Consider the following 23,849-nt stretch of genomic DNA (forward strand, 5'->3'; position numbering starts at 1 on the left):
AGATTGCACAGTTATCCACACTATTTTGGATGATCCACATTGCTTTGATGATCTAGCTTGTCTTCAATAAGTTTAGATCACTTTGCAAAACTCTACCGAAGCACTTACTTAGATACGGGCTCGTGATGAATTTCATGCAGCGTGATATGCCGATGCGCGCCAAATTCAAAGCGATCAGGCCAGTTACACACATCTGACACCACACATTCACCACATTTAGGCTTACGCGCAATACAACAATAACGGCCATGTAAAATCAGCCAGTGATGTGAGTCAATTAAAAACTCTTTAGGAATGACTTTAATTAAACGGTGTTCGACTTCTAAAACATTTTTACCCACAGCTAAACCTGTACGGTTACCTAAGCGGAAAATATGCGTATCGACCGCCATGGTTGGCTGTCCAAACGCGGTATTTAAGACCACATTGGCAGTTTTACGTCCCACGCCAGGCAAGGCTTCTAAATCGGCACGATTATCAGGCACGATGCTGCCGTGTTTTTCGATGAGAATTTTGCAGGTTTTAATGACATTTTCTGCTTTGGAATTATACAGCCCGATGGTTTTAATATATTCTTTTAAACCTTCCACACCTAAGGCATAAATCGCTTCGGGAGTATTGGCAACAGGAAACAGTTTGTCGGTGGCTTTATTGACGCTGACATCGGTCGCTTGTGCAGATAAGGTCACCGCTATCAGCAATTCAAATGGATTGGAAAAATTCAGTTCAGTGGTCGGATTTGGACGTTGGTCACGTAAGCGCTCAAAAAAAGTCTGAATTTGCTTTTTGGTCATATTTTTAGACGGCTTTTCTTTGAGCGTGGTGCTTTTGGCAGCCGTTGTTTTGACCGCTTTATTGGTCAGACGTGTATTTCTTTCGGGCATGTTTATGCTCCTAATTCACGTAACTGTTGTTGTAAATTGGTTAGTAATAGCCGTTTTTTCTCATCGTCACGCACACTGAGTTGTTTTTCGAGTTTTTTAATTTGTGTGCGTAATTTTGCCAGTTCGATGGTGGTTTGTGCATCGGCAGTGGAAATCTGTTCATTTTTTTGCACAGGCAATTCAATCACAGGCACAGCAGCATCGGCTTGTGCAGAAAATTGAGCAAACAGTTCGGTATCAATTTCTGCACGTACCACAGGGCCTTTACGGTGCAGACGACGTTGTTCTTCACGTTGTATGTGGGCGTAGTAGCGTTGGCGTAAATCATTCTGTTCTGCCACTCGTGCGCTATCAGAAAGCAGGGGTTGTGTATCTTCTACCAAGTCAATGCAATCGACAGGGCAAGGCGGAATACACAATTCACAGCCCGTACATAAATCAGTCAAAATGCTGTGCATGAGTTTGCCTGAGCCTAAAATGGCATCGACAGGGCAGGCATTAATACATTTGGTACAACCAATGCACTCATCTTCACGAATTAGCGCTTTCATACGCTGTGGGCGTCCATCTGCCTGCACAGGCCAAACACTGGCTTCTGCGGTCAATACAGGGCGTTGCAGTAAGTTTGCTAGTGCATCTGCAACAGGTTGTCCACCGGGTACGCATTTATTGGCCGCTTCGCCTTCTGCAATCGCTTTGGCGTAGGGTAAACAGCCATCACGGTGACCACATAAGCCACATTGAGTTTGAGGGAGTAGCGCATCAATATTTTGAATCAGAGCAATTTGCGAATTCATGGACAAACCAATGCCACTTTAAACAGCAGCAGAAAAACGGAAGATAAGGCTAGGGGAAAATTCTAGGTCGATGATTTTAGCACGATTTTTGCTTTTAGGCTTGTGCGCAAATTAAGAACAACAATTGCTAGCTTTTTGGGCAAAAATGCTCAAAACTATGAATTAATTTGTTACATTAACTTATGGGCTTAACACGCTAAAAAATAAGTTAAATTTATGAAAATACAAATGTTTTAAAGTTTTTTGAAAAAAACTATTGTAGATTGTTAACAAAAGATATTTAATATTTTGCGCCAAAATATATCATTGATTGAAATTTTGACCAATTTTGATCCATTTTCTGCTGAGGATTAAGCGTTGAAATACAACAGCCTTAACGAATTCCTAGATTACGTTAAAACACGTGATGCACATCAACCAGAGTTTCTACAAGCTGTAGAAGAAGTAATGACCAGTCTTTGGCCATTCATTGAAAAGAACCCTCAATATGCAGCACATGGTTTGCTTGAGCGTTTGGTTGAGCCTGAGCGTGCAATTCAGTTCCGCGTTTCTTGGGTAGATGACCAAGGTCAAACCCACGTAAACCGTGCATTCCGTGTACAGTACAACTCAGCAATTGGTCCATTTAAAGGTGGTATGCGTTTCCACCCATCAGTGAACCTTTCTATTTTAAAATTCTTAGGTTTTGAACAAACCTTTAAAAATGCTTTGACTACATTGCCAATGGGCGGTGGTAAAGGTGGTTCAGACTTTGACCCTAAAGGTAAGTCTGAAGGCGAAATTATGCGTTTCTGCCAAGCCTTAATGATCGAGTTATATCGTCATTTAGGTTCTAACACGGATATTCCTGCGGGTGATATTGGTGTAGGCGGTCGTGAAGTGGGTTACATGGCGGGTATGATGAAGAAGCTCAGCAATGACACTTCATGTGTATTCACAGGTAAAGGCTTGTCTTTCGGTGGTTCTTTGGCGCGTCCAGAAGCTACAGGTTACGGTACTGTGTATTTCGCTGAGGAAATGCTCAAGACTCGTGGCGATTGCTTTAAAGATAAAGTCGTTGCGATTTCTGGTTCAGGCAACGTTGCACAATTTGCTGCAGACAAAGCAATGTACTTGGGTGCGAAAGTAGTTTCACTTTCTGACTCGAATGGTACTGTGTACGTGAAAGAAGGTTTCACGCCAGAATTACTTGCTGAAGTGATGGAACTTAAAAACGTAAAACGTGGTCGTATTTCTGAATTTGCGTCTAAGCACGGTTTTGAATACCTTGAAGGTCAACGTCCTTGGGGTATTAAATGTGATATCGCGCTTCCATGTGCGACTCAAAACGAACTTGATGCGAATGATGCAGCAGCGCTTCTTGCAAACGGCGTAATCTGTGTTGCTGAAGGTGCGAACATGCCTTCTACACTTGAAGCGGTTGAGAAATTCGTTGAAGCGAAAATTCTTTATGCGCCAGGTAAAGCATCTAACGCCGGTGGTGTAGCAACTTCTGGTCTGGAAATGTCTCAAAACGCATTGCGTTTAGGCTGGACTTTCGAAGAAGTTGATGAGCGCTTACACGCAATCATGAAAGAAATTCACCGCAACTGCGTAAAATTCGGTACGAAAGAAGACGGTACCGTGAACTATGTAGACGGCGCAAACATCGCTGGCTTCGTAAAAGTTGCTGATGCAATGCTTTCTCAAGGCGTATTCTAAGTCTGACTGAGTTTAAGCTTGAAAAAAAACCGAGGTGAATGCCTCGGTTTTTTTATATTGCGATTTTATCGTTATAGAGTGCCTTTGACTGCTTCACGCTCTACGGTCATGTCGAATACATAGGCATATTTAGACTGGTCAGCTGCCGGATTTTTAATTTCATAACGTTTTACCCGAATAATCTGACGCTCATTCGATGAATGCTGAAAACCTTCGATCTGATCGTAAAATAAAGTCCAGTCTTTATCGACCTGAGTCTTTAAGCCTTTTTCATCATATTTGATTTCTTTCACCTGTAAGCAGGTTTGCTGAGCTACACCCGTACAGGCTTTAGTCTGTGACGAAACTTCCAGGAAAATGGTTTCTGCCTGACCTTGGTATTTGGTTTCCGGTGTCATTTTTCCGGTAAAGACATATTTTTGACCATCAGCTGCAGTAATACTCAGTTTTGGCTGATTGGCATCATTTAGATCCAAACTAAACGGAATATTACGCTTTTGCAGAAGCTGGCTGATAAAACGTTCCTGTTCCATTAATGGTGCATCACATGCCATCATGGTGCCCATCATGTCACCCGTACTCAGGGTATTATCTTTAACAGTCCAGCTCGTGCCAAGGCCATTACAGCCAGAAGCTACACTTAGTCTGCCTCGTTGATCAAAGCTCAGAACAATCGGGCGTTGCAGCCCACGATCAAGTTCCCAGGTATAAGCGGGCAAAATTTGTGTAGGCGTTTTTAATGTGGTGGATAGAGTAGAAATAGCCGGATCTCCTGAAGTGGCAGGAAGATGTGAAGATTGACATGCAGTTAAAGCCAAAGGGAGCAGGGCAAGCGCAAAAATACTGAATTTCATTGGTTTATATTCTATGTGCTAAAGTTTCAACGTGATTATAATCAAGAGATTAACAAAAAATATGGATACAAATCGTAGCTTTTGCTAACAAAATGTATCGAAATTAAAAAGTCAGATTTTAAATAAGCGGAGCTATCGGTTAGTCAAAACGATAAATATCCATACCGAGTGAACCCATGCTAAAGCTGCTATGTACAATGTTAAATCGATCTCCCGTACCCATTGCAAAAAACAGCGGTGCAAAGTGTTCTAGGGTTGGGTGATTACGTGCTACATGTGGCAATTGTTGCCAATCTAGTACTGCATCATAATTGCGATGACTTAAATGCTGCACCACACGATTACGGAAACTAGATGCCCATTCAGGCACAGCCGCATTGGGTGTATTCCATGATAATTCACGTAAGTTATGGGTGATACTGCCTGAGCCAATCAGTAAAATTTGCTGTTCACGTAATGGCGCTAAACTTTGCCCAATGTGATAAATCTGTTCGGCGCTCATATTCATGGGCAAAGAAATGGTAATCACTGGAATATTGGCATCGGGATACATGTGTAGTAATGGCATCCATACGCCATGATCATGCGGGCGTGTGCTGTTGGCATGGGCAGCAAAGCCCGCATCAGCCAAACGCTGCAAAATATCTTCTGCCAGTTCAGGTAATCCAGGTGCAGGGTAGCGCAGGGCGTACAAGGCTTCAGGAAAACCACGGAAGTCATGCCATGTTTCAGGGCGAATACCTGTGTTGACCTCCAGTGCATTACTTTCCCAATGCGCCGACATCACCACAATGGCTTGCGGTGTTGGCAAATTTTCACTTAAACGGCTGAGTGCAGGCCCGACCTGTTCAGGATTGAGTGCCAACATGGGCGAACCATGTGAGATAAATAAACCGGGTAATGTCTGTAAGTTCATGCCTAGATCCCTAAAGCCTGCTGTTCTACAGCATCGCAAAAAAGTGTGTATAGCGAAATGTACTTTTGTTCAACGCTATGTTGCAGCTTTGCAACGTCGTTTGAGTTGAAGATATTTTGATAACTCAACGTACAAATTGAATAAGTTGATTTAACCTGCACGATGATAAGGATGGTTGTGGTTGATGCTCATAGCACGGTATAGCTGCTCAATCAGCATCACGCGAACTAAAGGGTGTGGCAAAGTTAGTTTGGATAATGACCAATGCCATGCTGCTGCTTTACGTACTGCTTCAGAGTGACCATCTGGTCCACCAATCGCAAGCACGACATCATTGCCTTCTAGCATCCAGCCTTTCATGGTTTCTGCAAGTTTTTCGGTGCTGAACTCTTTGCCGCCCACTTCCAAGGCAATTAACAGCTCATTGTTTTTCATGGCATTTAAAATGCTATCACCTTCAATTTGGCGATATTTTAGAATATCGGCCTCAGAATCATTTTTGCCACGTTTCGCCATTGGCAGTTCGACAATTTGAGTCTGCACAAAAGGCTGAATCCGTTTGAAATAATCTTCAAAACCAGTCAGCACCCAAGCAGGCATTTTTTGTCCAATGGTCAGAATGCGAATTTTCATAGGCGAGTTCATGTAGCGATCAATCAGAATCTCGCATTATAACCATGATTCAACACAAGCGCTGTGTAACGACACAATTTGCAATTGAATTTGCCAACAGGCTGTTGCTTTAATACTCAGCAATCTTATTGGTCTTTTTTGTCTTGGAATTATCAGCATGCGCGCGTTTCAAAGTCAGCAGTTATATTCATGGATATTGGGCGCGGGTATGGGATTGATGACCACTGCTACATTTGCTGTGCCTGAGGCTCAATGGGCAGAACCAAACAATTTGCAAGTCTATATGCAGCAAGTGATTGGGCAGCAGGGTTTGGGTAATTCCGAACAGTATCGTCATTATAAAAATGTGATTGAACTGAATCGGGTTTCGGCATGGATTCGGGAACAAATGCGAGTATTTGGAATTCCGTGTCAATTTCAAAATTATGTGGTCAATCAGCAAAGCTACCGCAATGTGGTGTGCAAATTGAATATCGGTGCTGCGCAAAAAACGATTTTTGGTGCGCATTACGATGTTTATGGGCAGCAGCAGGGGGCAAATGACAACGCTTCTGGCGTTGCAGGTGTAATCGAAACAGCACGAATTTTGGCGCAGGAAAAGAATAAACTTAGTCAAAATGTTGAATTTGTTTTTTATACCTTGGCAGAGCCACCATTTTTTAAAACCGAGTCGATGGGCAGTTTTATACATGCCAAATCTGTGCAGGCTGAAAAGGAAAAAATCCGTGCGGTGTATGTGCTGGATATGATTGGTTATTACGATAAAAATTTGGTGCAAAATTACCCAATCGGTTTAAAGTGGATTTACCCAAGTCATGGCAATTTTATTGCGGCATTGAGCAATATGCAGTCACGTGAAATGAGTGCAAGCTATTGCAATGCGATGCAGCGTTTGAATCAATTGCAATGTGAGCGTGTGGTCGCACCGACTTTCGTCAAGGGCATGGATTTTTCAGATCATTTAAATTATTGGAAATATGATATTCCTGCCATTTTAATTACCGATACAGGCAGTTATCGCAGCACACTTCGCCATACCACAGGTGATACTTTAAAAACAGTAAATTTTGAAAAAATGGCACATGTCGTGAATGGCTTGGTTGCACAGATTTTATCACCTTGATGATTGATCGCAGCGCATAAAAAACGCAGCCCTGAATTGAAATAGGACTGCGGTTAAAAGGTCATCCACCTGGAGATATGGATGACCAGACCATGAAGCACACTTCAATCAAAAGCGTCTGATCAATTTATCGGTCTAAATAGACCAAACAAGAAACATACAGCGCGATGTATCTTAAATTTATATATGTGGATGGTTTGCCTATTTTTCAAGGAAATTGAATTAAAAACAGACTATCCATTTTAAAAATAATTAAAAAATTATTCAATTATTTTAAATCCAGAATCTAAATACAACAAAAGAGCACCGAAGTGCTCTTTTGAGATGTTCTATGCTTAAAGCAGAGTAACTTGCTTAATGACGTGCGGCTTTGCCTGCTGCTACTGGCTTCACAATCGGTGCCTTGGTTAAAGGCTTAGGCATACTGGTCAGTGCCAAAGGCAAGATTTCATCAATGCTTTTCACAGCCTTGATTTCCAAACCTTCTTTGACATTGTCTGGAATTTCAGACAAGTCACGCACGTTTTCCTGTGGGATAAATACCAGTTTGATACCACCACGATGTGCCGCAAGAAGTTTCTCTTTCAAGCCACCAATGCGCATTGCACGACCACGTAAGCTGGTTTCGCCTGTCATGGCAATATCAGGACGAATTGGAATATCTGTAAATGCAGATACCAATGCCGTAGTCAATGCCAAACCTGCAGATGGACCATCTTTAGGTGTTGCACCTTCTGGCAAGTGTACGTGTACATCGGTTTCGGCAAATACATTGGCTTCAATGCCTAAACTGTCGGCACGGGTACGCACAACGGTCATCGCGGCTTTGATTGACTCTTGCATCACATCACCCAATGAACCTGTGGTGATGAAATTACCTTTGCCTTTCATGGTTGCCACTTCAATGGTGAGTAATTCACCACCCACTGAAGTCCAAGCCAAGCCATTTACACGACCCACTTCGGCTTCTTCTTCTGCCATACCATAGTCAAATTTGTGTGGACCAAGGTAGTCAGGCAAGTTTTGTGAAGTCACATCTACCTGTAGGTTTTTGGCTTTTTTGCTGACTGCTTCTTTCACCACCTTACGGGCAATTTTTGACACTTCACGTTCCAGACTACGCACACCTGCTTCACGTGTATAGCGCTGCACAATGTCACGAATCGCTTCTTCATGAACCGTCAATTCTTTAGCACGCAAGCCATTATTTTTGATGGCTTTAGGGACAAGATAGCGTTCTGCAATATTCACTTTTTCATCTTCGGTATAACCCGGTAGACGAATTACTTCCATACGATCTAACAGAGCTTCTGGAATATTCATGCTGTTGGCAGTACAAATGAACATCACTTCAGACAAGTCTAAGTCTAGATCTAAATAGTGATCATTAAACTTGTTGTTTTGTGATGGATCAAGTACTTCTAACAAAGCAGATGCAGGGTCGCCACGGTAATCCTGTGCCATTTTGTCAATTTCATCGAGCAAGAACAGTGGGTTCTTCACACCAACTTTAGTCAATGACTGCACAATTTTACCCGGCATCGCACCAATATAGGTACGGCGGTGACCGCGAATTTCCGCTTCATCACGTACGCCGCCTAGCGCCATGCGCACGAACTCACGTCCAGTGGCTTTTGCAACCGATTCACCCAGTGAGGTTTTACCTACACCCGGAGGACCGACTAAGCACAGAATTGGACCTTTGAGTTTTTTCACGCGCGACTGCACAGCAAGGTATTCCACAATACGGTCTTTGACTTCATCTAAACCGTAATGGTCGGCATCTAAAATTTCTTGTGCTTTCGCCAAGTTAATGCTGACTTTGCTGGCTTTGTTCCATGGCGTATCTAAAATTACTTCCAGATAGTTACGTACCACAGCCGCTTCGCTAGATGCAGGTTGCATGGCTTTTAGCTTACGGAACTCAGCTTCTGCTTTTTTGCGGACATGTTCTGGCAAGTCTGCTTCGGCCAGACGTTTTTCAATTTCAGCGACATCATCTTCCGCACCGCCGTTCATATCGGACAGTTCGCGTTGAATGACTTTCATCTTCTCATTCAAGAAGTATTCACGCTGATTTTTTTCCATCTGGCGTTTAACAGAGTCATGCAAGGTTTGCTCAATCTGCTGTTCTTCAGACTGTTGCAATAAATAAGTCATTAACTCGGTCAAGTGAGCTTCAAACTCATCGTGCTCAAGGAATTTTTGTTTGACATCAATATTCAATGGCACACGGGTTGCAACAAAGAACAACAACTGCAATAAATCTTCAATTTTATTGGCAGCAGCAATCAGTTCACGTGCATTGCGTAATTTTGCTTCTGCATATTGCGCAAATAAGGCACGTAATTCTTGCAAACGTGTTGCTTGGGTATTTTCATCCATCGCAACAGTCATTGGGCTCAAGCTGTGTTCTGCAGTCAAATACGCGTCTTCATCAATAATTTTTTCGAGTTTGGCGCGGTATAAGCCTTCAATCAGAACTTTGATACAGTTTTCATCATTTTCGTGATTCACAACTTGCACAATCTTCGCGACAGTACCGTATTGATATAAATTGTCGTGATCAATTTCTTCTGTAAGCGAATCTTTTTGCGCAACTACAAATACTAGATTGTCACTGTTACGAGCCACATCAACTGCATTGATCGATTTTTCACGACCTACAAATAGCGCGATTTGCATGTGTGGATAAACCACCACATCACGTAGCGCTAAAAGCGGTAATACACTTGGAACCTGAGGCTCTAAGGTTTCTTGATTCATAATAATTTCAGACATGGGCACTCCTAATGAGTGACAACGGTGTTGCCATGTTTTTAATAGTGATGGGTATTTTTTAAAATACAAGGGTAGGTCAACACAAATTGTTTAAAAAGTAGCTAAATATGTGATTTTAAATTGATCTATTCAGTCAAAATGATCAATTTAGCGTTTCAAGGTGCGTTTAAACTGTAAAAAATGTTGTGGAGTTAGTAAGGCATCTACAGGTTGATCCCAATTTTCACGTGGCAAGCGTGTATGAATTAGCTGAAAATCATGTGCAATCCCTAAGCGATAAGGATGCTGCGGGGCAGAGGCTAAAGTGCGGTCATAATAACCACCGCCCATTCCAATGCGGGTGCCATGCGTATCGCAAGCCAATAAGGGCATCAAGACTAAATCTAAATGGGAGATGTGTTTTCCGCGACTTGTTCTTGGTTCTTGCATCCCCAAACGATGATGGGCAAAGCGACGCTGACGATATTGTTGTGGGGTGATTTGTACCCACACCAAGTGTTGATTCATATTGCAAATCATGGGCAAATACACTTGTTTGCTATGCGCGAAGCAATATTCAATGATGCGGTGTGTATGAATTTCACCAAAAGCATGTAAATACATACCCACTTTTTTTGCGTACTGAAATTTTGGCAGTCGTATTAGCCGCTGCAAAACAGCTTGCTGTGCGTGTTGCTGTTGGGTGCGCGTGACCGCTCTGCGCTGTTGTCGAAGCTGTTTACGCAAGGTTTTAAGTTCCAACAACTGCATCTCGGCACATCCTTATATTCTTGAGTTTAAATGCTTGAATGGGTATGGGATTACTGTCATTTCATCGACAAAAACAAGCTTTTATCATACTTGGCATTTTAACAGGATGTGATGCTGTATTTCTGTTTATCTGAAACTTGACCTGCTATCGGATAGTCTAGCTCGAACCCTAGACGCAAAATTACAAAAACTCTTATGCTATTGCCCAATCAATGCCACGCCAACAATCTTCAAGATCGCTTCAAGATGGATTAGGCAGGCTTCAGTTAAAAACAACAAATATGTAAAAACACAAGCCAAAACAAAAACAACACTTTCATTTTGCTGTTCAGGGAGAACAAGAACATGAATTATTCCAACAAGGTGTTTAAACATCTACTTCAAGGCGTGCTGGCTTTAGGAAGTTGTGTCAGCGCACAAAGTTATGCAGATTCGACCTATTTACCGCAGCCACCGAATACCCAACAAGTCTTTTTTGTCGGCAATAACTGGGATGGCACAGTGACGGTGATTCACCCTTCACAAGACTTTGGCAAAGTGGGTGTGGTCAATATGATTCCTGACCGCAAAGAGCGTTTATTAGAAATTCATTTAAATCCAGTGAAATTGATTGCCTACACTTACATTCAACAAACTGCAGGTGAGGGCAATGACCAGTTGGTGGATGATATGTATTCCACGCCAGATGGACAGTCGATTGTGGCTTCACGTCCAAGTTTTGCCGATGTGGTATCCATCAACATTAAAACGGGCAAAATTAATTGGCGTACGCCAGTCGAAGGTTTCCGCGCAGACCACATGGCGGTTTCACCAGATGGACAACGTGTTGCTGTGTCGGCATCGTCAGGTAATGTGGTGCATGTTTTAGATATTCATACAGGTAAAGAATTGGGGCGTTTTGCAACAGGGGATAAGCCGCACGAAAATATTTACTTTGCAGGTGGAACGAAAATCTTAAACTCTGCGATTGGTAACGTAGAAACTTCGATGGATGCACAGTGGCAAGATTTTACCAAAGGTAAGCGCTTTATTACCATTGCCGATGCCAACAATTATAAAGTTCTGAAAAAAATTGATTTCCGACCTGCGTTAGATGCCTTTGGACGTAAAGATTTATCCAACTCAGTGCGTCCTATGGTGCTAAGTAAAGATGAAAGCAAACTTTATGCGCAGGTTTCATTTTTTAATGGTTTGGTGGAATACGACTTAAAAACCGATAAAGTCACGCGTATTGGACAATTACCGGGCAGCAGTACAATTCCAAAAGACCGCAGCAAATGGGTAAATGATTCACGTCATCATGGTTTATCCATCAGCGCAGATGGCGAAAAACTCTGTGTGGCAGGCACGATGGATGATTACGCGACCATTGTAGACCGTCAGAGTTTAAAAGCAGGCAAACTGATTCCTGCAGGTAAACCATATTGGGCAACCCGTAGCCCAGATGGAAAAAGCTGTGTGATTTCAGAAAGTGAAACCGATGTGGTAACGGTGATTGACTTTGCTACGGGAGAAAAAGTCCGCAGTGTGCCAGTGGGGAATCACCCACAGCGAGTGCGTTTGGGTTATGCACCAAGCGATTGGTCGACGCCGTAATTTTTAAGCCGATCATAACAGGCAAAGCATGCTAAGGCGCTCAAGACGATATTTGAATTGAGCGCATTTTAGGATGGTTTGCTTATGGAGCATGCACATGAATGGGACTCGATGGCTCGGTATTGGCTTTTTTGTTTTGGCGGTCGCGGTGTTGTTTACCGTGGTGTATGTGTTTCAACCACCGAATAAGACTGTTTCGGAAACAGTGTGGGTGAAACCGAACACGGCTTCCACAGAGATAGAAACAACGCAAAGTCTATATTCAGATGAATCTGAAAATGTACTGGAAACAAACGCTATGCTAGAGCGTGCTGCGGTATCTGCAGTTGAAATGCAGCAATTAATCCAGCAACGTGATCAGTTGTATTTAGGCTTTAAGCAAATTAGTACAGGTTTAAGCCAAGGGCAAAAGCCTGATTTAAACCGTGTACAAAGTATGTTGCTACAGCAGGAACAATTGGTACAAGCAGGCGTATTAAGAGCAGAAGATGCAATGAACTATAGCCAGTTTTTAAAGCAAATTTTACCTGAAATTGCAGGGCAAATTGATTTGCATATTTCGCGTTTAAAGCGCCTGAACGTGGTGACAGGTTAAGCCACAGTAAGGTGTGAGTTGCTGTTATAAATACACGATGACGCCATTGTTGCAGTCAATAATGGCGTTATTTTTTTGTCTAAAAAATTCTTTTAATCCACATGTTTTTAAGCCGAATAGCGGCCACTTGAGCTGAATTTATCCATGATTCCTTTGATCAAGCGTTCAATTCATCTTAGAAGAAAGCACACGTATTTTACTGTATTAGACGAAAGTTGTATAAGGCTGTGCCGAATAAATTTGGTTTTTCCTTCCTTTTAAAAACTACAGAAAAAACAAAGTTTAAATTTTTCTTCACCGTATTTTTTATGCTGCGAACAAAGATCATCTTTATTTAAATTGGTATGACCATTTAAATAAATAACCAGACCAATGTTGACATTTATTTGTATAAAACTATTATTTGTTGCAAATATTAAGAGTATTTTGATTTTTATCTTAATATTGGTCAGACCAAAATTAGAATTTTATCTATATGCTTAGACCTATGTTTACGTTTGAGTGAGCATTTCAAGGAGATGACAATGCTTCAACATTGGCAACAGATCTACGATCCAATGGCAAATATTTGGATTTCGAGTCTTATTGCATTAATCCCGATTATCTTTTTCTTTCTGGCATTGGCTGTATTTCGCTTAAAGGGAAGTGTTGCGGGAACAATTACGGTGATTTTGGCGTTATTGGTGTCGTTATTTGCCTATGGCATGCCTGCACCAATGGCTTTTGCTTCATTGATCTATGGCTTTTTTTACGGTTTATGGCCAATCGCATGGATTATTATTGGCGCATTATTCTTATATAAAATCTCTGTAAAAACAGGGCAATTTAACATTATTCGCTCATCTATTCTTTCGATTACAGAAGATCAGCGTCTCCAGATGCTATTAGTCGGCTTCGCGTTTGGGACATTTTTAGAAGGTGCAGCGGGTTTTGGGGCGCCAGTGGCAATTACTGCAGCTTTGTTGGTAGGTTTAGGCTTTAAACCTTTATACGCTGCGGGTTTATGTTTGATTGTGAACACCGCACCTGTTGCGTTTGGCGCAATGGGGATTCCAATTATTGTGGCGGGTCAGGTTTCGGGTGTAGAAACTATGGAAATTAGCCAGATGGTTGGACGTCAGTTGCCATTTATGGTGCCTATTGTACTGTTCTGGATTATGGCAATTATGGATGGCTGGCGCGGTGTTAAGGAAACTTGGCCTGCAGTGTTGGTGGGTGGTGGTGCTTTTGCGATTGCACAATACTTGACCTCTAACTTTGTAGGGCCTGAGTTACCCGATATTACCGCTGCAATTGCATCTTTGGTCAGTTTAACGGTGTTGTTTAAATTCTGGCAGCCAAAACACATTTTCCGTTTTAGCGATGCAGACACCAAAGTGGATGCCAACTTAGTTGCAGAACAACAGCAAAAATACAGCATGGGTCAGATTGTCAAAGCATGGTCACCTTTTGCAGTGTTAACGGTGATGGTCACTATTTGGAGCATCAAGCCGTTTAAAGATTTATTTGCCAAAGATGGCGCAATGCACGACTGGGTAATTTCCATCAAAGTGCCATTTTTACATCAATTGGTGCAAAAAATGCCGCCTGTGGTTGCTGAAGTTAAAGACTACGATGCAATCTTTAAGTTCGATTGGCTGAGTGCAACAGGGACTGCAATTATGATTGCGGCTGTCATCACCATCATTTACTTAAAAATGAAACCACGTGAAGCGGTTAAAACTTTTGCAGAAACCATCAACGAGCTAAAAACACCAATTTATTCGATTGGGATGGTGTTAGCTTTTGCTTTTATTGCCAATTATTCAGGCATGTCTGCGACTTTGGCACTGGCTTTGTCACACACAGGCAATGCTTTCACATTCTTCTCGCCATTTTTAGGTTGGATTGGAGTGTTCTTGACAGGTTCAGATACATCAGCCAATGCCTTATTTGCTGCCTTGCAAGCCACAACTGCACAGCAAATTGGTGTACCAGAAGTCTTGTTGGTTGCTGCCAATACCAGTGGTGGAGTAACAGGCAAAATGATTTCACCACAATCGATTGCAATTGCCTGTGCGGCAGTGGGTTTAGTCGGAAAAGAATCGGATTTATTCCGCTTTACCGTGAAACACAGTATCACGTTCACCGTAATGATCGGTATTATTATCACTCTACAAGCTTATGTGTTCCCATGGATGATTCCATAACCACATGCACAAGAGGACAGCCGCATGAAAGTTTCCGACAAAGTTGTACAAGACCTGCGCACACTGGTTGAAAAAAATCAGATGCAAGTCGGAGACCGATTGCCTGCCGAAAGAAAGTTATGTGAACAACTCGGGGTTTCCCGTTCCTCTTTGCGTGAAGCTATTCAGCAATTGACCAGTCAGGGCATGCTGGTCAGCAAAGTTGGAGCGGGTACTTTTTTGCAACAACTGCCTACCAATTGGTCGCAATATCAAATTGTGCAGCCTTTAAGTAACCTGATTGATGAAGACCCTGCTTATCGTTTTGATGTGCAGGAAGCGCGGATGGTGCTTGAAGGCGGAACTGCATGGTATGCCGCTCAGCGAGCAACCGCAGAAGATTTGCAAAACATCCGCGCCTGTTATGAGCAAATCGCCCATTTTCAGATTTTGGGTGATGACGATCAGGCGGCAATTGCCGATGCCAAGTTTCATTTGGCAATTGCCGAGGCATCGCACAATTTGGTGCTCATTCAAATGATGCGCGGCTTATTTGATTTGTTGCAATACAACGTGGTTTTGGGCAGACGTAAAGTTTATACCGAAGCCCACCGTTTCGATCAGTTGCATGATCAGCACTTTCAAGTGATGGATGCAATTGAACGCCAGGATCCAGAAGCTGCCCGTACGGCAGTGTGTGGACATATTGAATTTGTAGTTCAACAAGTACGCATGATAGACGAGGAAGATGCGCGTCGTCAGCGTGCGAGTCGATTAAACAGGATAGCGCCATGATTATTTCTTCTGCGAATGATTACCGCGAAGCAGCCAAACGCCGTTTACCGCCATTTTTATTTCACTATATTGATGGAGGTGCGTACGCGGAACAAACGCTGAAAAGAAATGTGGAAGACCTTTCACAGATTGCCTTGCGCCAACGTGTTTTGAATGACATGTCGGCTTTGAGTTTAGAAACCACCTTATTTAATGAAACCTTGTCAATGCCTGTGGCTTTGGCACCTGTGGGTTTAACGGGCATGTATGCGCGCCGTGGTGAAGTGCAGGCTGCAGTTGCAGCTGACAAAAAAGGCATTCCGTTTACTTTATCTACCGTGTCGGTATGCCCAATTGAAGAAGTGGTGCCTGCCATTTCACGGCCAATGTGGTTTCAATTATATGTATTGCGTGACCGTGGTTTTATGCGTAATGCTTTGGAACGTGCTAAAGCAGCAGGCTGTTCAACTTTGGTCTTTACAGTAGATATGCCTGTGCCTGGCGCACGTTATCGGGATGCACATTCGGGCATGAGTGGTCCAAATGCTGCTATGCGCCGCTATATGCAGGCAGTGATGCATCCAAACTGGGCATGGGATGTTGGCTTACTAGGTCGTCCGCATGACTTGGGCAATATCTCTAAATACTTAGGCAAACCAACAGGACTTGAAGATTATATTGGCTGGTTAGGCAATAACTTTGACCCATCTATTTCATGGAAAGACTTGGAGTGGATTCGTGAATTCTGGGATGGCCCAATGGTCATTAAAGGCATTTTAGACCCAGAAGATGCTAAGGATGCTGTTCGTTTTGGGGCTGATGGAATTGTGGTGTCCAATCACGGTGGTCGTCAGTTAGATGGTGTGCTCTCGACTGCACGTGCTTTACCGCCAATAGCCGATGCAGTAAAAGGAGATCTAAAAATTCTAGTGGATTCAGGTATTCGTAATGGCCTAGATGTGGTGCGCATGTTGGCGATGGGTGCGGATACTTGTATGCTCGGACGTGCCTTTATTTATGCACTAGGTGCAGCAGGTGGGGCGGGTGTGAGTAATTTACTCGAATTGATTGATAAAGAAATGCGAGTCGCAATGACCTTAACGGGTGCTAAAAACATTCAAGCGATTAACTCAGATTGCTTGGTACAACTTGAGCGTGAACTGAAAGGCTAAATTGCCAACAGGAGCGATCAATCCATCAACCGATGCATTTGGCTGAATCGCTTAATTGTATTTTTCACCTTGTTTCAGGACTTGTACACTATGCCACAGACAATTTCTTCTGCAACACAATTTGATGCTGCAGCAACCCTCAAAAACTTGGTCGATATTGTGGGAAAAGCGCATGTATTGACCCATGAATCAGATACTCGTTTATATCGTCAAGGGCGACGTTTTGGCGAAGGACAGGTTTTTGCGGTGGTCACGCCAGGTTCTTTATTGCAGCAGTGGCAAGTGTTACAAGTGGCTGTGGCAGCAGATTGCATTATTATTATGCAAGCCGCCAATACTGGACTCACGGGTGGTTCTACCCCTTTTGGTGATGACTATGATCGTCCTGTAATTTTGATCAACACCCAACGTTTAAAAGGTATTCAGCTCATCAACGATGCCAAGCAAGTGATTTGCTTGCCTGGTGCAACATTGGATGCTTTGGAACAGCAATTGGCGCCGCATCAGCGTGAGCCACACTCAGTCATTGGTTCATCTTGTATTGGCGCTTCAGTGTTGGGCGGGGTATGTAATAATTCAGGTGGTGCATTGGTCAGACGTGGTCCTGCCTATACTGAGTTGGCCTTATATGCACAAGTCGATGCACTGGGCGAGTTGCAACTCATCAATCATTTGGGGGTGAATTTAGGGAACTCGCCAGAAGAAATTTTAACCAAACTTGAGCAACAACAATATCGCCCTGAAGATATTGAATATTCGGAACATTGTTGTGCTTCAGATCAGCGTTACGTGCATGATGTTGCCCAAGTCGATGCCGATACGCCTGCACGGTTTAATGCCGACCCGAGCCGTTTGTTTGAAGCTTCGGGTTCGGCAGGTAAAGTCTGTGTGTTTGCAGTGCGTTTGGATACATTTGAGAAAATTCCGAGTCAGGTGTTTTATATCGGCAGCAATCAGCAGGATGATTTAACCGCGATTCGCCGTTTTTTATTACGTGATTTGCCGCGTGTACCGATTGCTGGCGAGTATATTCATCGAGATGCCTATGACATTGGTGCAGAATATGGCAAAGACAGCTTCTTGTTTATCGAGAAGTTTGGCACCAGTAAAGTACCTGCAGCTTTTGCCATGAAAGATAAAGTTGATGGTTTTCTAACCCGTTGGGGCATGCGTGGATTGTCGGATAAAGTTTTGCAAATGTTCACGAAACTACTGCCAAATCATTTACCAGAACGCATGAACCAATTTCGTGATTTGTATGAACATCATTTAATTTTGCGCATTGAGCAGCAAGATGTTGCGGCAGTACAGCAGTTTTTAATGGATTATTTTATCACGCGCAATTCCGGCGGTTTTTTTCTATGTAATGAAGATGAAGGCCGCAAGGCTTTTCTGCATCGCTTTGCAGTGGCAGGTGCTGCAATCCGTTATCGTGATACACATCGAAATGAAGTGGAAGACATTGTTGCTTTAGATATTGCGTTAAGACGTAATGATCAGCAATGGGTTGAAACCTTGCCCGAAGAGTTGGAGCAGGCGATTATTCATAAGTTGTATTATGGTCATTTTTTATGTCATGTCTTTCATCAGGACTATATTATTAAAAAAGGTCTAGACCCATTGGCAATGGAACATCAAATGTGGTCATTGCTAGATGCACGTGGGGCAGAGTATCCTGCAGAACATAATGTTGGGCATTTATATGTGGCGAAGCCTGCCCTGAAGCAACATTATCAAAAATTGGACCCGACCAATTGTTTTAATGTGGGCATTGGACATAGCTCAAAATTAAAAGCTTGGCGTTGAATACAGATGAAAACTGAGCAGTGAAACTGATTCTAAGGATAGATGGATATGTTTAAGTTAGATAGCAGACTGCTACAGATTTTTTATTATGTGTATAAATTAAAAAATGTGTCTGCTGCCGCAGATGCGTTGGGCATGAGTCAGCCTGCGGTTAGTAACTGTTTAAATAAGATTCGTCAGCATTTTAATGACCCATTATTTTTAAGGGTTGGCAATGAAATGTTGCCTACAGAGTTGGCGAAACAGATTTTTTCACCGATTAGTGAAATTATTAATAAAATTGAAACGGTCAATAATTTTAAAGTCGATTTTGATCCGACACATTCCGATCAATTATTTACCTTGGCAATGACCGATGTTTCGCATTTGGTTTTATTGCCAAAACTGACCAAGTTTTTAAAAAAATATGCACCTTCAGTGCGGATTAAAATTCGTCCTATTACCCGTGAAACCAGTTATCAAATGGCAAATGGTGAAATTGATTTTGCGATTGGTTTTTTACCTGAGTTAGAGCAGGGTTTTTATCAGCAGCAATTATTTTTACAATATTATGTGGTGATTAGTCGTAAAGATCATCCACGTATTTGTGAAAAAAGTTTAGATGTTGAAGCTTATATTCGTGAATCGCATGTCGATGTAGATACCAGTATAGGTCACTACCATATTGAAAATGAATTAAGCAATCGTGGTTTAAGACGTAATATTCTAATGAGTATCCCAAGTTATTTGGGCGTTGGTTTAATTGTGCAAGAAACCGATATGATTGCGACAGTACCTTATTATTTAAGTGAGGTATTGTTGGCACGTGGGAATTTACAAGTAGTAAGTGCGCCGTTGAATTTTCCAACTTATCCTGTACGACAGTATTGGCATACGTCTTGTCATCACCAAACCTGTCATCAGTGGTTAAGAAAAGTGATTTTTGATTTGTTTAGCCAGCATCCTTAATTAATGGTGTTTAAATTTTTTTAAAGTTGTTTTTAAATCATCATTCACTAATTCCCCCATCTTTAAATGAAAAGACTAGGTTAATCGGATGAGTGATTTTTATTTGTAATGCAATAAAATTGAATTTCTGACCACGATTTAGATTGCAGCTATACATTTTCAATTTTCCATATAAATGTCTCAACATTCGCCTGTATCAGCACTACGAATACACTGACTATCGAGATACCATTTTGGTTACTTTGTCCATTAAAGTTATAAGCAATAACTTCAGCATCACCATGTTTCTGTTTTCATGCCATATTTAGGCATTTGCCTTGCACGCTAATGTTTTGATCAGGATGGAAAATAAAATGTGGATGAGTAGCATCATGACATTGCGAATTCTGAAAGCTAAGTTGATTTTATGACTAAAATCGACGCAGCGACCATTTTAGGTTTTAATATTGAAATTTTTGTTACTATGCTTGTGCAGGATAAGACCAAGGTATTGGCACATAAAGGGTTTGTTGAGCAGCGCATTCTATAGGTGTACTGAGTAGAGTTTGAGGTTGAGTTATGATCATGGGAATTTGCCCTGATGCTAATGCGTCCACAACAAAGACTGTTAAAAATGAGCAACCGCTTAAATTAAAATATTGCTTAAATATAAGAAAAAACCTATTTATTAAGTGGTTATGTAAATTTAAAGCAAAAAAAGATAATAGTTTTTTGTAATTTTATGAGTCATTGACCCAAAAAATTTATCGAATAGACAAGGTTTTCAGCAAAAAATAAGAACGAAAAATTCAAGTTGTCATTATTTGTTATTAGTCGGTGCATTCTTAGGAAGTGTGTGGTAGAAATTGTATTTAGAGGATATATTTCTGATTTAGTTGGTGGTCAGCAACAAACGAACTATCTAATTTGTGCAATTGAACATCAAAAATTCACAACTAAAATTCAACTGTATTGCTTTCAAATATGTGATTGAGTTGTAAAATTATGTGTTAAAATAGATACTTGTCACAGTTGTTTAATTTTTTGGGGTAGGAGCTGTTGAAACATTTTTTACTACGACTCGGATTGGATCTGCGTAAACTTATTTTAATTTCCACAATTTTAAGTGTATCAGGCTTATTTGTCGTAAGTATTTTTATTTTAAATTATGTAATTAAACAACAATTAATTCAAAATTCACTTTCGATCAATGAAAAATATGCAGAAAAAATTGCCACCAGTGCCAATCAACATTTTTCAGATATGATTCAAGAGTTGGATTATAGTGCACGCTTATTAGAAAAAAATTTTTACAATACACAAGTTAGAAAAGAAGAAGTACAACGCTTAAAAAATCAATCCAATAATTTTAATAGTGTTTTATTGCTAGGGCAGAATAAACATATTTTAGCTTATGCACCTAACACATTAAAACTTAATTTTAATCATGCTTATAGTTCTGTTGGTATTAGTGAATCTATTGAGAAAAAGAAAACTTATATTTCATCTCCCTATTGGTCAGTAACTAATAATTTAGTTGTCATGATGTCACAACCTATTCATGATGCAAAACATCAATATTTAGGCATGATCAGTGGTACGATTTATTTACAGAAGAAGAACTTGATCAATACCATGCTCAATACACAGTATGATTATAAAAAAAGTTATATGTATGTGATTGATCAAAATAATCGTATTATTTTTCATCCAGATAAAAAGCGGATTGGTGAAAAAATTATCAACAATACGGGTTTAGACTATATTAATCAGCATAAAAATGGCTCAATCCGTTTAAAAAATAGTTTAGGTATAGATAATTTAGCAGGTTTTGCACATATTCCAAGTGTAAATTGGATTGTAGTTTCTCAGCAGCCCACAGAGGATTTACTTGCACAAGCGTATACGCTGATTTCAAAAGTATCGATTGGAATCTTCATTTTCTACTTTTTTATTTTTTTATTGATTTGGTATATCTCAAGCTTTATTTCTTCTCCTTTGAACCGCCTGGCACGTATGGCAAGTATGCTTAATCATGCGGACATTGAAAATAAAATTAAAGAAATTGATCCATGGTATTTCGAGGTTTTAAAGTTTAGAACCTCATTATTAATGAGTTCGGAAACCTTTAGTCATCGGATTGCGGAGTTAAAACATCGTGTCAATACGGACCCGTTGACAGGTTTATATAACCGTCGTGGTATGCAATTATTTTTAAATGAACTGCTAGAGACTCGTACCGAGTTTGCAGTATTAGCCATTGAAATTGATTTTTTTAAGAAAATTAATGATCAGTATGGGCATGATCAGGGTGATGTGGTACTTAAAACGCTAGCGCAACTAATGCTAACTAATTTTAGGGAACAGGATATTTGCTGTCGTAGTGGCGGTGAAGAATTTCTGGTTTTAATGACGACTGCAGATGCAAATGTGGCGTACAAAGCTGCAGAGCGGCTTAGAAAAACCATGCAGGAAACTACGATTAATCAGATGGGTCAAATCACCATCTCTGTTGGCATCGCTTTTTGGCCTCGAGATGCAGAAGATGTTTCTGATGTACTGAAACTTGCAGATAATAAATTGTATGAAGCTAAACATGATGGGCGTAATTGCACAAAGTCTACGGCCGTATGAGGATTTGGAAAGATTCTTCTTTAGCTGACACGGAGGTATGCTTTGGAAAAAGATCAAGATCCAACGATAGTGGTTGAAGACAGTCCTGAACAAGAAAAATATGAACTTTTGAAAGAAAAGCTGAAATACAAACAGGCGGAGCGCGAAAATTCTAAAAAAATTGATCATAAACAAGTACGGTTGAACATTCAAGCGGATGCCTTACCAAGCAAAACCTTTTTTATAATGAATGCTTTGGCAGCGATTATTGCGGGCTATGGTTTATTGTCAAATTCAGCCGCAGTGGTGATTGGTGCAATGCTGGTTGCGATGATGCTAGGCCCTATTTCAGGTATGGCTTTAGCATTTATTGATAATCGATGGTTGTTTTTTAAAACAGCATTTAAAACCTTAGTTTTAGGTGTGTCGATGATTGTCAGTATTGGCATCATTTTAGGTCTTATCAATATTAACTTACCTATCACCCATGAAATTCTGTCTAGAACTCAGCCTACCATTATGGATTTAATGATTGCACTTGCGGGTGGTGCAGCAGGGGCATTTGCAGCCGTTTCACCACGTCTGTCTGTGGCTGTTGTTGGCGTTGCAGTTGCGACTGCTTTGGTACCGCCGCTGGTTGCAAGTGGCATATTAATTGCGCATCTGGAATGGAAACATGCAGCAAATGCTCTGCTGTTGGCACTGACCAATATTGTTGCTATTCAAATTAGTTCTTCACTGGTGTTATGGGCAGCAGGTTTTAGACGCGGTTCAGATGAAGAAGTAAATAGCACAGTAATTGAATTTATTAAAAGAAATATCGTGAGTCTTTTAGTACTTTTTGCGCTGGGTATCTATTTAAGCTTTAACTTTATGATGATGTTAAATAAACAGATGTATGAACATCAGGTAGAAAGCTTGATTGAAAGTCAATTTAATCAACATAATAATTTGATTGATACGGTGCAGTTTGATCGGCGTAAAGAGATGACTTTAATTCGCGTAGTCTTGCGTGGAGATATAGCGCCAAAACCTCAACAGATTTCTGCATTGAATCAAAAATTAGCACAAGACCCACGTGGAAAACCAAGTGTGGTTCAAGTGCGCTTTATTCCTGTGCAAATTATTCAAGCCAAAGAAAGTCCTGATTTTGATATTAAGCAAGTTGAAGCCGAGCAATTGATACAACCTTAGATTCAACAATAAGAAATTGATGGTATTTACAGCTTACTTTAGATGGAGTCTTATTATTCAATAGGGCACTCATAATGTTACATATTACACCGATTTAATTTAATAGTCTCAAAAGGTTATAGTTAAGCCAATTTTAAGCTAAACCACTTAACATCCGATTTATTTCAAATCAGATTCACTATGCTTCCACGCTCTCCTTACAAAGGCACTTCTGGTTTACAACAGATTTTGAATGCCACAGGCTATTCTTTGGCAGGCTTTAAAGCCGCCTTTCAAAATGAAGCGGCATTTCGGCAAATCATTCTGATTAATTTACTGCTGATCCCGCTCAGTTTTTTCATGCCTGTCAGTCGTGTTGAACAAGTGCTCATGATTGTGGTGTGTTTACTTGCCATCATTGTCGAACTGATTAACTCTGCTATTGAAGCCGTGGTCGATCGTGTTTCGATGGAGCAACACCCCTTGTCTAAAAATGCCAAAGATATGGGCAGTGCAGCGCAATTTGTTGCTTTGGCAATTATCACATTGACTTGGGGCGCATGCCTGATTCCTGCTTAATCCTTCA

The 23,849-nt window shown here is 41.1% G+C and carries 19 protein-coding genes; 12 read left to right on the top strand and 7 right to left on the bottom strand.

Annotated features, from left to right (window positions below; translation table 11 throughout):
* Nucleotides 1-104: 104 nt before the first annotated feature.
* Nucleotides 105-884 carry an endonuclease III gene (gene nth, locus FTV28_RS03125; protein WP_228258764.1) on the bottom strand — a complete coding sequence of 260 codons (780 nt, stop codon included), beginning with the start codon at nucleotides 882-884 and terminating at the stop codon, nucleotides 105-107.
* 2 nt (nucleotides 885-886) lie between these two features.
* Nucleotides 887-1,681, bottom strand: coding sequence for an RnfABCDGE type electron transport complex subunit B (locus tag FTV28_RS03130; protein ID WP_004970712.1), 795 nt, complete (start codon nucleotides 1,679-1,681; stop codon nucleotides 887-889).
* Nucleotides 1,682-2,038: 357 nt separating this feature from the next.
* On the opposite strand from FTV28_RS03130, the gene gdhA reads away from it, so the two are divergent.
* Nucleotides 2,039-3,382, top strand: coding sequence for an NADP-specific glutamate dehydrogenase (gene gdhA, locus FTV28_RS03135; RefSeq protein WP_004970711.1), 1,344 nt, complete (start codon nucleotides 2,039-2,041; stop codon nucleotides 3,380-3,382).
* Between the two features lie 71 nt (nucleotides 3,383-3,453).
* Here the strand turns inward: gdhA and FTV28_RS03140 are convergent, their stop codons facing one another.
* The 3 genes from FTV28_RS03140 to rlmH form a co-directional block, all read right to left on the bottom strand.
* Nucleotides 3,454-4,236: an META and DUF4377 domain-containing protein gene (locus FTV28_RS03140; RefSeq protein WP_004970709.1), complete on the bottom strand. Its 783-nt coding sequence runs from the start codon at nucleotides 4,234-4,236 to the stop codon at nucleotides 3,454-3,456.
* 139 nt (nucleotides 4,237-4,375) lie between these two features.
* Nucleotides 4,376-5,152, bottom strand: coding sequence for a dioxygenase (locus tag FTV28_RS03145; protein ID WP_096901485.1), 777 nt, complete (start codon nucleotides 5,150-5,152; stop codon nucleotides 4,376-4,378).
* Nucleotides 5,153-5,302: 150 nt separating this feature from the next.
* Nucleotides 5,303-5,785, bottom strand: coding sequence for a 23S rRNA (pseudouridine(1915)-N(3))-methyltransferase RlmH (gene rlmH, locus FTV28_RS03150; protein WP_026438445.1), 483 nt, complete (start codon nucleotides 5,783-5,785; stop codon nucleotides 5,303-5,305).
* A gap of 208 nt (nucleotides 5,786-5,993) precedes the next feature.
* Between rlmH and FTV28_RS03155 the strand changes: the two genes are divergently transcribed.
* Nucleotides 5,994-6,908, top strand: coding sequence for a M28 family peptidase (locus FTV28_RS03155; protein ID WP_257222795.1), 915 nt, complete (start codon nucleotides 5,994-5,996; stop codon nucleotides 6,906-6,908).
* Nucleotides 6,909-7,262: 354 nt separating this feature from the next.
* Here FTV28_RS03155 and lon read toward each other — a convergent pair whose 3' ends face one another.
* Nucleotides 7,263-9,689 carry an endopeptidase La gene (gene lon, locus FTV28_RS03160; protein WP_131260796.1) on the bottom strand — a complete coding sequence of 809 codons (2,427 nt, stop codon included), beginning with the start codon at nucleotides 9,687-9,689 and terminating at the stop codon, nucleotides 7,263-7,265.
* A 147-nt stretch (nucleotides 9,690-9,836) separates the two neighbouring features.
* Nucleotides 9,837-10,433 carry a 5-formyltetrahydrofolate cyclo-ligase gene (locus FTV28_RS03165; protein ID WP_026438444.1) on the bottom strand — a complete coding sequence of 199 codons (597 nt, stop codon included), beginning with the start codon at nucleotides 10,431-10,433 and terminating at the stop codon, nucleotides 9,837-9,839.
* Between the two features lie 351 nt (nucleotides 10,434-10,784).
* On the opposite strand from FTV28_RS03165, the gene FTV28_RS03170 reads away from it, so the two are divergent.
* The 10 genes from FTV28_RS03170 to FTV28_RS03215 all read left to right on the top strand — a co-directional run bounded on the left by FTV28_RS03170 (nucleotide 10,785) and on the right by FTV28_RS03215 (nucleotide 23,842).
* Complete coding sequence (locus FTV28_RS03170; RefSeq protein WP_096902747.1) at nucleotides 10,785-12,035, top strand: YncE family protein; 1,251 nt, start codon at nucleotides 10,785-10,787, stop codon at nucleotides 12,033-12,035.
* Between the two features lie 97 nt (nucleotides 12,036-12,132).
* Nucleotides 12,133-12,630 carry a hypothetical protein gene (locus tag FTV28_RS03175; RefSeq protein WP_004970693.1) on the top strand — a complete coding sequence of 166 codons (498 nt, stop codon included), beginning with the start codon at nucleotides 12,133-12,135 and terminating at the stop codon, nucleotides 12,628-12,630.
* Nucleotides 12,631-13,148: 518 nt separating this feature from the next.
* Nucleotides 13,149-14,819, top strand: a complete 1,671-nt coding sequence (lldP, locus tag FTV28_RS03180; protein WP_179989397.1) for an L-lactate permease — start codon at nucleotides 13,149-13,151, stop codon at nucleotides 14,817-14,819.
* Nucleotides 14,820-14,843: 24 nt separating this feature from the next.
* Nucleotides 14,844-15,593 (top strand): transcriptional regulator LldR, encoded by a 750-nt coding sequence (gene lldR, locus FTV28_RS03185; RefSeq protein WP_045795925.1) that lies wholly within the window; start codon nucleotides 14,844-14,846, stop codon nucleotides 15,591-15,593.
* Nucleotides 15,590-16,744 (top strand): FMN-dependent L-lactate dehydrogenase LldD, encoded by a 1,155-nt coding sequence (gene lldD, locus FTV28_RS03190; protein WP_016659249.1) that lies wholly within the window; start codon nucleotides 15,590-15,592, stop codon nucleotides 16,742-16,744. The genes lldR and lldD overlap by 4 nt, the downstream gene beginning before the upstream one ends.
* A gap of 90 nt (nucleotides 16,745-16,834) precedes the next feature.
* Nucleotides 16,835-18,550 (top strand): D-lactate dehydrogenase, encoded by a 1,716-nt coding sequence (gene dld / locus FTV28_RS03195; RefSeq protein ID WP_179989398.1) that lies wholly within the window; start codon nucleotides 16,835-16,837, stop codon nucleotides 18,548-18,550.
* Nucleotides 18,551-18,598: 48 nt separating this feature from the next.
* Nucleotides 18,599-19,498, top strand: a complete 900-nt coding sequence (locus tag FTV28_RS03200) for a LysR family transcriptional regulator (protein WP_179989399.1) — start codon at nucleotides 18,599-18,601, stop codon at nucleotides 19,496-19,498.
* A 1,065-nt stretch (nucleotides 19,499-20,563) separates the two neighbouring features.
* Nucleotides 20,564-22,111 (top strand): sensor domain-containing diguanylate cyclase, encoded by a 1,548-nt coding sequence (locus FTV28_RS03205; RefSeq protein ID WP_257222791.1) that lies wholly within the window; start codon nucleotides 20,564-20,566, stop codon nucleotides 22,109-22,111.
* Nucleotides 22,112-22,153: 42 nt separating this feature from the next.
* Complete coding sequence (locus FTV28_RS03210; protein ID WP_004970544.1) at nucleotides 22,154-23,284, top strand: TIGR00341 family protein; 1,131 nt, start codon at nucleotides 22,154-22,156, stop codon at nucleotides 23,282-23,284.
* 180 nt (nucleotides 23,285-23,464) lie between these two features.
* Nucleotides 23,465-23,842: a diacylglycerol kinase gene (locus FTV28_RS03215; RefSeq protein WP_154320482.1), complete on the top strand. Its 378-nt coding sequence runs from the start codon at nucleotides 23,465-23,467 to the stop codon at nucleotides 23,840-23,842.
* Nucleotides 23,843-23,849: the final 7 nt, after the last annotated feature.

Source organism: Acinetobacter sp. YH12252, from assembly GCF_013417365.1.
Taxonomy (GTDB): Bacteria; Pseudomonadota; Gammaproteobacteria; order Pseudomonadales; family Moraxellaceae; genus Acinetobacter; species Acinetobacter towneri.